This window comes from Streptomyces sp. DvalAA-14, from assembly GCF_900091855.1.
Lineage (GTDB): Bacteria > Actinomycetota > Actinomycetes > Streptomycetales > Streptomycetaceae > Actinacidiphila.
In genome coordinates, this window is record NZ_FMCH01000023.1 from 1 (window position 1) to 9,700 (window position 9,700).

Here is a 9,700-nt window from a genome sequence, read left to right on the forward strand (position 1 = left end):
GCGCCTCGACGCCACCGCCGGCCCCGTGGCCGAGTGCCAGCACGGACCGGGCGCGGCCGGCCTCGTACCAGCTGATCCGTGCCTTGCCGGCCGGAGTGTCCACCAGTCGCCGTTCGGGTTGCCGCATCAGAACAGTGTCTCCTCCTCGGGCGCCGCCAGCTCCTCCAGCAGCTCGGGGCCGTTGTTGCGCACCGTGCTGACCGCGGTACCGACCGGGAAGGCCCGCAGCAGCCCGGTGGGCGGGGGCGCCAGCAGCTCCTGCAGTTCGTCGGGCCCGGTGGTGGCCGGATCGAGCCAGGCCGACCAGCGGTCCGGGGTCAGCATGAGCGGCATCCGCGGGTGGATGTCGGCCAGCGAGCGCGGGCCCCGGCCGTCGTACCCCGCCAGGTCGGCGGTCTCCGCGGCGGTGGTGATCACGGTGCAGGTGGTCCACCAGGCCAGCGGGTGGTCGTCGGGCAGGGTGCGGTCGCGCCAGAACTCGTACAGCCCGGCCATCGCGAACACCGATCCGTCGGCGGGCGTGACGAACCAGGGCTGCTTGCGGGGCCGCTTCTTCTTCCCCTCTTCCTCCAGCTGGCGCTCCTGGGTGCCGGTGACCCACTCGTAGTAGCCGTCGGCGGGCAGCAGGCAGCGGCGGACGGTCAGCGCCCGGCGGAAGGACGGCTTCTCGTGCACGGTCTCGGCCCGCGCGTTGATCAGCCGGGCGGCGCCCTCGGGGGTCTTGGCCCAGGACGGGACCAGGCCCCAGCGCAGTACCCGCAGCTGCCGGACGGGTTCGGGGGAACCGGAGTCGCGCACCGGACGGTCCAGTACAGCGAGGACCTCTTTGGTCGGAGCGACGTTCCAGTCGGGGGCGATGGTCTCGGTGGGATCCCACTTCTCTATGGCGAACAGGTCCACGAGATCATCGGGTTTCCGGCTCGCCGCGTATCGACCGCACATGGCTGCCACACTGCCACGACCGCGGCCCGAAACCGAAGTCCCCACGGCGGAGCGCCTCTTCGGCGTCCGGCGCCGAGGACGGCGGCCCGCCGGGGCCGTCCCGGACCGTCCCGCGCACGTCGGGCACGGCGAGCCCGCCCTCGCCCGCCGAGCACAGCCGAGCCCGCCTTCGCCCGCCGAGCACAGCCCAGCGCACAGCGATACGCACAGGAAGCAGAGGAACGATCGCCGTATGAACGTCGCGAGCATCACCGAGATGTGGCACCGCCTCACCGGCAGCCAGCCCGACCCCTCGCGCTGGCTGGTCCTCGCGACGGCCCTGATCGCGCTCGCCGCGGTGCTGACCCGGAGCGTGTGGAAGATCGTCCGCAACGCGGTGACCATCGCGCACGAGGGGGGCCACGGTCTGGTCGCCCTGCTCACCGGACGGCGGCTGGACGGTATACGACTGCACTCCGACACCTCCGGCCTGACCGTCTCGCGCGGCAAGCCGCACGGCCCCGGCATGGTGCTGACCGCCGCGGCCGGCTACACCGCGCCGCCGCTGCTGGGCCTGGCGGGCGCCGCCCTGCTGGCCGCCGGGCACATCACCGCGCTGCTGTGGGGCGCGACCGCGCTGCTGCTGGTCATGCTGGTGATGATCCGCAACGCCTACGGCGCGCTGACGGTGGTGATCACCGCCGCGCTGTTCCTGCTGGTGTCCTGGCTGACCAAGGCCCAGGTGCAGGCCGCCTTCGCCTATCTGGCGGTGTGGTTCCTGCTGGCCGGCGGCTCCCGCCCGGTCGCCGAGCTGCAGCGCAGCAGGCGGCGCGACCGCAGCGGCTCCTCCGACGCCGACCAGCTGGCCCGGCTCACCCACACCCCGGCCGCGCTGTGGATGCTGCTCTTCTACGCCGTCGCGCTGTTGTCCCTGGTGGGCGGCGCCCGCTGGCTGCTGCTCCAGTGAGCCGTCCGGCACCGGGCGCCCGGCGGCCGGCCCCCGGCGGCGCCCCGTACCGGAGAGCCGGGAGTGGCGAGGAGTGCCCGGCATCCGTTTTCCAGCAGGTTTCGCCGGATTCGCCGACTTATCTCCCCGTACCGCAGCCACTACGCTTGGGCCTCATGACCGACCGCACCGCGCAAGCCGACCTCTGGTCGGCCCCGACCGCGCCGGGTGCCGTGGACGCGACCGTCACGGTGCCCGGCTCGAAGTCGGTGACCAACCGCGCTCTGGTGCTCGCCGCCCACTCCACCGAGCCGGGCTGGGTGCGCCGGCCCCTGCGCAGCCGCGACACCCTGCTGATGGCACAGGCCCTGTGCTCGATGGGCGTCCAGATCGACGAGGTGGTCAATCCGGCCGGCGGCGAGGCCTGGCGGATCATCCCGGCCGGACTGCACGGCCCGGCGACCGTGGACGTCGGCAACGCCGGCACCGTGATGCGCTTCCTGCCGCCGGTGGCCGCGCTCGCCGACGGACCGGTCCGCTTCGAGGGCGACGCGCGCGCGTACGAGCGTCCGCTGCACGGGGTGATCGACGCGCTGCGCCAACTCGGCGCCCGGGTCGACGACGAGGGCCGCGGCTCGCTGCCGCTGACCGTGCACGGCGCCGGTTCGCTGACCGGCGGCGCCGTGGAGGTGGACGCGTCGTCCTCCTCGCAGTTCGTCAGCGGCCTGCTGCTGTCCGGGCCCCGCTTCAACAAGGGCCTGGAGCTGCGGCACACCGGCCGCACCCTGCCGTCCCTGCCGCACATCCGGATGACCGTGGACATGCTGCGGATAGCGGGAGCCAAGGTGGACGCCCCGCAGGACGGCGGCGCCCCCGACGTCTGGCGGGTGGCGCCCAGCGCGCTGCTCGGCCGGGATCTGACCGTGGATCCCGACCTGTCCAACGCGGCGCCGTTCCTGGCCGCCGCCCTGGTCACCGGCGGCCGGGTCACCGTGCCGGGCTGGCCCCGGCACACCACGCAGCCGGGCGACGCGCTCCGCGCCCTGTTCACGCTGATGGGCGGCTCCTGCGAGCTCACCGACCGCGGGCTCACCCTCACCGGCGGCGGCAAGGTGCACGCGATCAGCGCGGACCTGCGCGAGGCCGGCGAGCTGGCGCCGGTGATCGCCGCGGTCGCCGCGCTGGCCGACGGCGAGTCGGTGCTGTCCGGGATCGCGCATCTGCGGCTGCACGAGACGGACCGGCTGTCCGCGCTGGCCAAGGAGATCAACGGGCTCGGCGGCGACGTCACCGAGACCGAGGACGGCCTGCGGATCCGCCCGATGCCGCTGCACGGCGGGGTGTTCCACACCTACGAGGACCACCGGCTCGCCACCGCCGCGGCCGTCCTGGGCCTGGTGGTGCCCGGGATCGCGGTGGAGAACGTGGCGACGACCGGGAAAACCCTGCCCGACTTCCCGGAGTTGTGGACGGCCATGCTGGCCGGCGCCCACGCCGGGGGCGCCCCGGCCGGCCCGTCCCCCGTCGGCCCCTCCCCCACCGCGGCCGCGTCTTCTCCTGCCGCCGGCCCGTCCGCTCCCGCCCGCACATCCACCTCCACCGGAACGCGGGGCTGACCGACCGCATGCGCCGCTACGGCAAGAATCCCGACGAGGACGACATCCGCGTCCGCCCCAACACCAAGGGCAACCGCCCGCGTACCAGCATCCGGCCCAAGCACGAGGACGCCAGCGAGGGCATGGTGCTCACCGTGGACCGCGGCCGGCTGCACGTCCTGGTGGACGACCGCGAGGTCGTCGCCATGAAGGCCCGCGAACTGGGCCGCAAATCAGCGGTGGTCGGCGACCGGGTGGCGGTGGTCGGCGATCTGTCCGGGGCCAAGGACACGCTGGCCCGGGTGGTCCGGGTCGAGGAGCGCTCCTCGGTGCTGCGCCGTACGGCCGACGACACCGATCCCTTCGAGCGGGTGGTGGTCGCCAACGCCGACCAGTTGGCGATCGTCACCGCGCTGGCCGACCCGGAGCCCAGGCCGCGCATGATCGACCGCTGCCTGGTCGCCGCCTACGACGCCGGCCTGGAACCGCTGCTGGTGCTCACCAAGTCCGATCTGGCCGCCGCCGAACCGCTGTTGGAGACGTACGGCGCGCTGGACCTGTCGTACGTGGTGACCAACCGGGACGACTTCCTGACCGGCGGGGTGGACCAGATCCGGGAGCGGCTCGCCGACAAGGTCACCGCCTTCGTCGGCCACAGCGGCGTCGGCAAGACCACCTTGGTGAACGCGCTGGTGGCCAGGCAGCGGACAACGGGCCAGGTCAACGCGGTGACCGGCCGCGGCCGGCACACCACCACCTCGGCGCTGGCGCTGCCGCTGCCCGGCAACTCCGGCTGGGTGATCGACACCCCCGGGGTGCGGTCCTTCGGGCTGCACCACATCGATCCGTCCCGGGTCATCCAGGCGTTCCCCGATCTGGAGCCGGGCACCGAGCAGTGCCCGCGCGGGTGCAGCCACGACGAGCCGGAGTGCGCGCTGGACGCGTGGGTGGCGGCCGGCCACGCCGAGCCGGCCCGGCTGGACTCGCTGCGGCGGCTGCTGGCGACGCGCGAACGGCGCGAAGGCGACTGACGCGGAGGCGACCGACCGGAGCGGGGCCGGGGGACCGCCCCGGCGGGGAGGCCGGAGGCGGGCGGCCGGGCGGACCGGACGAGTACCCGGCGGCCGCCCCCCGTACCCGTGCCGTTTGCGGGCATGCTGTGTGATGATCAGCAGCGCACAGTGCGTGGGACAATGAACGAGCGGGAACGGAGGCACCCGATGGCCTGGCTCCTGGTGGTGGTCGCGGGCATCTTCGAGACCGGATTCGCGGTCTGCCTGAAGCTGTCCCACGGCTTCACCCGTATGTGGCCGACGGTCGCCTTCTGCCTGTTCGCGCTCGGCTCCTTCGGCCTGCTCACCCTCTCGTTGAAGAAGCTCGACGTCGGCCCGGCGTACGCGGTCTGGACCGGCATCGGCGCGGCCGGCACCGCGATCTACGGCATGGCCTTCCTCGGCGACCTGGTCTCGACGCTGAAGCTGGTCTCGATCTCCCTGGTCATCGTCGGCGTCATCGGCCTGCAGATCTCCGGCTCCTCGCACTGACCCCGCCGCCGCACGTCGCCCCCGGCACGCCCCCGGCACCCCGCCCGCGCTCACCGCGGTGGCAGCGCCAGCAGGCTCCGGACCAACTGCCCCACCCGTAAGCGGGCTTGCTCGTCGTCGGCGGCCGGCGCGATCACATAGGAGACGGTGAGCCGGATCGCCGCCTCGCAGGCCCAGGCGATGTCGTCGGGGCGGAGCCGGGGGAAGGACCGGACGAGGGCGTCGACCGAACTGGTGTGGAGGGCGGCCGCCAGATCGGGCAGCGGCGGATCGGCGCGGCGGCCGGTGAGGGCGGCCCGGACCGGCGGGCTGCGGCGGGCGGTGCGCAAGGTCCAGCCCGCGGCGGCGGCGAAGCACTCGCCCGGGTCGCCGCCGCCGCGCGCGGCCAGCGCCAGCGCCCGCTCCACCCCGGTCAGATACGTGTCGGCCTCGCGCCGGATCAGCGCTCTGACCAGCCCTTCCTTACTGCGGAACTCGTTGTAGAGGGTCTGCCGGGACACCCCGGCGGCCGCGGCCACCTCGACCATGCGGACCGCGGTCCACGGCCGGTCACCGAGCGCCGCGCAGGCCGCGTCCAGCAGTGTCTCCCTGGTGGTAGGCATCATCGCCTCCAGCCCGCCGCGCAGTGTCCCGCCGACATGCGGCCGTCCCGAAAGAATTGACGCGGTGACGGATGCTGTCAAGGCTTCGCGCGGGGTGCGCGGACGCGAGCGCGCGCCGGGGCGGGCCCGCTCGCTAGGGTTCGCCGTATGCCCGACTACAACGACGATCTGCGACTGGCCCATGTGCTCGCCGACGCCGCCGACGCCGCGACCATGTCCCGTTTCAAGGCACTTGACCTCAAGGTCGAGACCAAACCGGACCTGACGCCGGTCAGCGAGGCGGACCGGGCGGCGGAGGAGCTGATCCGCGGTCAGCTCGCCCGGGCCAGGCCGCGCGACGCGGTGCTGGGCGAGGAGTACGGCGGCGAGCGCGGCGGCGAGCGCCGCTGGATCGTCGACCCGATCGACGGCACCAAGAACTACGTCCGGGGCGTGCCGGTGTGGGCGACCCTGATCGCGCTGGCGGTAAGCGGCGAGGGGGGCGACGAGGTGGTGGTCGGCGTGGTGTCGGCGCCGGCGCTGAACCGGCGCTGGTGGGCGGCCAAGGGCGCCGGCGCCTACACCGGGCGCAGTCTCACCGCCGCCACCCGGCTGCACGTCTCGAAGGTGGGCCGGCTGGAGGACGCGTCCTTCGCGTACTCCTCGCTCGGCGGCTGGGAGGCGCAGGGCCGGCTCGACGGCTTCCTCGACCTGACCCGGGCCTGCTGGCGCACCCGCGGGTACGGGGACTTCTGGCCCTACATGCTGGTGGCCGAAGGGGCGGTGGACCTGTGCTCGGAGCCGGAGCTGAGCGTGTGGGACATGGCGGCGAACGACGTGATCGTCCGGGAGGCGGGCGGCCGGTTCACCTCGCTCGACGGGATGCCGGGACCCTTCGGCGGGAACGCGGCGGCCTCCAACGGGCTGCTCCACCAGGAGATGCTGGGGTACTTGGGACGCAGGTGACGGGAGCGCACGGTAGTTAGTCGGACCGCCGCACGCCGGTCGGACGCCTTGCGCGCCCTCTTGTCGGCACCCCGAGGGGATGTGAACATGAGAAACATCCTCGCTTGTGAACTTGTGAAACCGTTCACGGGCTGATCACCCACGGAAGGGCGCCCCCTCACGGCCGCCCGCCCAGGAGGTATCCCCACATGCTGGTTCGTGACGCCATGTCCTCGGTGGTCCTCACCGTCGGCCCCGCCCACACCCTGCGTCAGGCCGCCCGGCTGATGTCGGCCCGCCGCGTCGGCGCGGCGATCGTCCTCGATTCCGACACCTGCGGCCTCGGCATCCTCACCGAGCGCGACATCCTCAACGCGGTCGGCGCCGGCCTGGACCCGGACCGCGAGCCCGTGCACGCCCACACCACGACCGATGTCGTCTTCGCCGCGCCGCGCTGGACCCTCGCCGACGCGGCGGCCGCCATGCTGCACGGCGACTTCCGCCATCTGATCGTGCTCGAAGGGCGCGATCTGGTGGGCATCGTCTCTGTCCGCGACATCGCGCGCTGCTGGGCTCCGGCCCGCACGGAGATCGCGGCCAAGGCGTCCGTCCACGCCTGAGCCCCGGACACCGCCCGCGGGTGGGCACGATGATCGGACATGGTAATGGGGCCGGAGCCCCTTGGCGTCCGGCCCCATCGGCCTTGGGGGCGACCGGTGGGTCCGCCGATCGGCGGACCCGCCCGTCACCTCCGACGGTCAAGCAGTCGGATCAGGCGCGGAGGGCCTGGACCGCGGTGTCCAACCGCTTGCCGTAGTCGGCGTCCGCCTGGCGGAAGTTGTTGATCGCGCGCTCGACGATGTCGTCGCGCTTCACCTTGGCGATCATGCCCGCGAGATTGTCGATCAGGCGGGTCCTCTCGTCCTCGGACATCAGCCGGTAGAGGTTGCCGGCCTGCACGAAGTCGTTGTCCTCGGCGTGCGAGGGCGCCGGGCTGTACTGCGTGGTGCCAGTGACGGTGGCAGGCTCCCACAGCGGGCGGCCGGTCTCGAACGGGCCGCCGAAGCTGTTCGGCTCGTAGTTCTTGGCACCCGCGTGCCGTCCGTCGTACAGGTAGCCGTCCCGGCTGTGGGTGCGCGCCTCGGTGGCGTGCGGCCGGTTCACCGGCAGGTGGTCGGCGTTGATGCCGACGCGGTAGCGGTGCGCGTCGCCGTAGGCGAACAGCCGGCCCTGGAGCATCTTGTCCGGGGACGGGCCGATGCCGGGCACGAAGTGCGCGGGGCTGAAGATGGACTGCTCGACCTCGGCGAAGACGTTCTCCGGATTGCGGTTGAGCTCCAGCTTGCCGATCTCGATCGGCGGGTAGTCCGCGTGCGGCCACACCTTGGTCAGGTCGAACGGGTTGAAGCGGTACGTCGCCGCGTCGGCGGCCGGCATCACCTGGATCTGCACCGTCCAGGACGGGAAGTCACCGCGCTCGATGGCCTCGCGCAGGTCGCGCTGGTGGCTGTCGGTGTCCTCGCCGGACAGCTTGACGGCCTCGTCCTGGGTGAGGTTCTTGATGCCCTGGTCGGTCTTGAAGTGGTACTTGACCCAGAAGACCTCGCCGGCCTCGTTGCTCCACTGGTAGGTGTGCGAGCCGTAGCCGTTCAGGTGCCGGTAGGACGCCGGGATGCCGCGGTCGCCGAACAGCCAGGTGACCTGGTGGGTGGACTCCGGGCTCAGACCCCAGAAGTCCCAGATGTTCTCGGCCTCCTGCGAACCGGTGTACGGGTCGCGCTTCTGGGTGTGGATGAAGTCCGGGAACTTGACGGCGTCCTTGATGAAGAACACCGGGGTGTTGTTCCCGACGAGGTCGTAGTTGCCGTCCTCGGTGTAGAACTTCAGCGCGAAGCCGCGCGGGTCGCGCACCGCGTCGGCCGATCCGAGGTTGCCCGCCACGGTGGAGAAGCGCAGGAACGTCTCGGTCTGCTTGCCCACCTCGGACAGGAACTTCGCCCGGGTCCACTGCGTCACGTCACGGGTGAGCGTGAAGGTGCCGTACGCACCGGCGCCGCGTGCGTGCACGATCCGCTCCGGGATGCGTTCCCGGTTGAAGTGCGCGAGCTTCTCCAAAAGGTGCTGGCTCTGGACCAGAACGGGACCGCCGAGGCCGGCCGTCTCGCTGTTCTGGTTGTCCGCGACCGGCGCCCCGGACTCGGTGGTCAGCAGACCCGTCTCCTGAACAGTCACGTGTGCTCTCCCTGGAATCGACCTGTCCCTCGGCTGTCGCCGGACTCGATCCTACGATAGACACTGTCCAAGTCAAGAAAAGAACTATTCACGGACACGTTCGGGATCCGGGCCCCCACTGTTAGGCTGGTACACATGAGCGACCTGTTGGAGCGTCTGCGGACCCGGGGCTGGCGGCTGACCGCACAGCGCCGCGTCGTGGCCGAGGTCCTCGACGGCGACCATGTGCACCTCACCGCCGACGAGGTGCACGCGCGTGCCACCGAAAGACTGCCGGAGATCTCCCGGGCGACGGTCTACAACACGCTCGGCGAAATGGTGAGCATCGGCGAGGTCATCGAAGTCGCCACCGACGGCCGGGCCAAGCGGTACGACCCCAACGCCCACCACCCGCACCAGCACCTGGTCTGCTCCAGCTGCGGCACGATCCGCGACGTGCATCCGCACGGCGATCCGCTGGCCGCGCTGCCCAACGGGGAGCGCTTCGGCTTCACCGTCTCCGAAGTCGAGGTCACCTACCGCGGACTGTGCCCGGACTGCTCGTAGAGTTCACCCGCGCCTGGTCATCATGTTCACCCCGCCGGCCCACCGACGCCCGCGTCGGCGTCCTGCCCTGCCGGGTGATGCGCTCGGCGAGGGCGCGCACCGCGGGCTCGGTACGGGTGCGGCCGATCCAGAGCGTCTCGGCCGGTACGTCGTCCGGCACCCGGGACAGCGCCTCGAACACCTCCCGCGCCACTCCCTGATCGGCATCGGTGGCCAACGGGCCCAGCAGCCCCACGAGTTCATCGGGCTTGGCGAGCCGGCCCACCGCGCGGGCCGCCGCCCGGCGGACGATCGGGTGCGGATCGCCCAGCAGCCGGGCGAGCTGCGGCGCGTCCGCGGCGTCCCCGCACTCCCCCAGCCCCGCGGCCAGGCCGGCCAGCAGGCGGGCCC

The 9,700-nt window shown here is 72.4% G+C and carries 11 protein-coding genes and 1 pseudogene; 7 read left to right on the forward strand and 5 right to left on the reverse strand.

Annotated features, from left to right (window positions below; translation table 11 throughout):
• Positions 1-127, reverse strand: a pseudogene (locus GA0115240_RS37785) (hydrolase); the annotation flags it as partial.
• The gene (locus GA0115240_RS01505) at positions 127-942 is read right to left on the reverse strand and encodes an SOS response-associated peptidase (RefSeq protein ID WP_093734826.1); all 816 of its coding nucleotides are present in this window, start codon (positions 940-942) and stop codon (positions 127-129) included. The gene GA0115240_RS01505 and the pseudogene GA0115240_RS37785, both read right to left, overlap by 1 nt.
• Positions 943-1,174: 232 nt before the next feature.
• On the opposite strand from GA0115240_RS01505, the gene GA0115240_RS01510 reads away from it, so the two are divergent.
• From GA0115240_RS01510 to GA0115240_RS01525, 4 genes are all read left to right on the forward strand, one after another.
• Positions 1,175-1,888, forward strand: coding sequence for a M50 family metallopeptidase (locus tag GA0115240_RS01510; protein ID WP_093734827.1), 714 nt, complete (start codon positions 1,175-1,177; stop codon positions 1,886-1,888).
• Between the two features lie 155 nt (positions 1,889-2,043).
• Positions 2,044-3,483, forward strand: a complete 1,440-nt coding sequence (aroA, locus tag GA0115240_RS01515; RefSeq protein ID WP_093734828.1) for a 3-phosphoshikimate 1-carboxyvinyltransferase — start codon at positions 2,044-2,046, stop codon at positions 3,481-3,483.
• 8 nt (positions 3,484-3,491) lie between these two features.
• Entirely contained in the window at positions 3,492-4,493 is a 1,002-nt protein-coding gene (gene rsgA, locus GA0115240_RS01520; protein WP_093734829.1) for a ribosome small subunit-dependent GTPase A, read from the forward strand.
• 189 nt (positions 4,494-4,682) lie between these two features.
• Positions 4,683-5,006: a DMT family transporter gene (locus GA0115240_RS01525; protein ID WP_093734830.1), complete on the forward strand. Its 324-nt coding sequence runs from the start codon at positions 4,683-4,685 to the stop codon at positions 5,004-5,006.
• 50 nt (positions 5,007-5,056) lie between these two features.
• Here the strand turns inward: GA0115240_RS01525 and GA0115240_RS01530 are convergent, their stop codons facing one another.
• Positions 5,057-5,608 carry a TetR/AcrR family transcriptional regulator gene (locus tag GA0115240_RS01530; protein ID WP_093734831.1) on the reverse strand — a complete coding sequence of 184 codons (552 nt, stop codon included), beginning with the start codon at positions 5,606-5,608 and terminating at the stop codon, positions 5,057-5,059.
• Positions 5,609-5,755: 147 nt separating this feature from the next.
• Between GA0115240_RS01530 and hisN the strand changes: the two genes are divergently transcribed.
• Both hisN and GA0115240_RS01540 read left to right on the forward strand, forming a co-directional pair.
• Positions 5,756-6,553 carry a histidinol-phosphatase gene (gene hisN / locus GA0115240_RS01535; protein ID WP_093734832.1) on the forward strand — a complete coding sequence of 266 codons (798 nt, stop codon included), beginning with the start codon at positions 5,756-5,758 and terminating at the stop codon, positions 6,551-6,553.
• A gap of 188 nt (positions 6,554-6,741) precedes the next feature.
• Complete coding sequence (locus GA0115240_RS01540) at positions 6,742-7,152, forward strand: CBS domain-containing protein (RefSeq protein WP_093734833.1); 411 nt, start codon at positions 6,742-6,744, stop codon at positions 7,150-7,152.
• Between the two features lie 151 nt (positions 7,153-7,303).
• Here the strand turns inward: GA0115240_RS01540 and GA0115240_RS01545 are convergent, their stop codons facing one another.
• Positions 7,304-8,782 carry a catalase gene (locus GA0115240_RS01545; protein WP_093734834.1) on the reverse strand — a complete coding sequence of 493 codons (1,479 nt, stop codon included), beginning with the start codon at positions 8,780-8,782 and terminating at the stop codon, positions 7,304-7,306.
• A gap of 117 nt (positions 8,783-8,899) precedes the next feature.
• Here GA0115240_RS01545 and GA0115240_RS01550 point away from each other — a divergent pair, with 117 nt between their 5' ends.
• On the forward strand, positions 8,900-9,310 hold the full coding sequence (locus tag GA0115240_RS01550; RefSeq protein ID WP_093734835.1) for a Fur family transcriptional regulator: 411 nt from the start codon (positions 8,900-8,902) through the stop codon (positions 9,308-9,310).
• Here the strand turns inward: GA0115240_RS01550 and GA0115240_RS01555 are convergent.
• Positions 9,276-9,700: HEAT repeat domain-containing protein (locus GA0115240_RS01555; protein ID WP_176724960.1), on the reverse strand; the 425-nt coding region annotated here is incomplete at its 5' end. The two genes, GA0115240_RS01550 and GA0115240_RS01555, sit on opposite strands and share 35 nt — an antisense overlap.

Bases quoted from the DNA above. Each gene is read 5' to 3' on its own strand.
- GA0115240_RS01505 (WP_093734826.1), bottom strand. From the start codon at position 942: ATGTGCGGTCGATACGCGGCGAGCCGGAAACCCGATGATCTCGTGGAC.
- GA0115240_RS01510 (WP_093734827.1), top strand. From the start codon at position 1,175: ATGAACGTCGCGAGCATCACCGAGATGTGGCACCGCCTCACCGGCAGC.
- aroA (WP_093734828.1), top strand. From the start codon at position 2,044: ATGACCGACCGCACCGCGCAAGCCGACCTCTGGTCGGCCCCGACCGCG.
- rsgA (WP_093734829.1), top strand. From the start codon at position 3,492: ATGCGCCGCTACGGCAAGAATCCCGACGAGGACGACATCCGCGTCCGC.
- GA0115240_RS01525 (WP_093734830.1), top strand. From the start codon at position 4,683: ATGGCCTGGCTCCTGGTGGTGGTCGCGGGCATCTTCGAGACCGGATTC.
- GA0115240_RS01530 (WP_093734831.1), bottom strand. From the start codon at position 5,608: ATGCCTACCACCAGGGAGACACTGCTGGACGCGGCCTGCGCGGCGCTC.
- hisN (WP_093734832.1), top strand. From the start codon at position 5,756: ATGCCCGACTACAACGACGATCTGCGACTGGCCCATGTGCTCGCCGAC.
- GA0115240_RS01540 (WP_093734833.1), top strand. From the start codon at position 6,742: ATGCTGGTTCGTGACGCCATGTCCTCGGTGGTCCTCACCGTCGGCCCC.
- GA0115240_RS01550 (WP_093734835.1), top strand. From the start codon at position 8,900: ATGAGCGACCTGTTGGAGCGTCTGCGGACCCGGGGCTGGCGGCTGACC.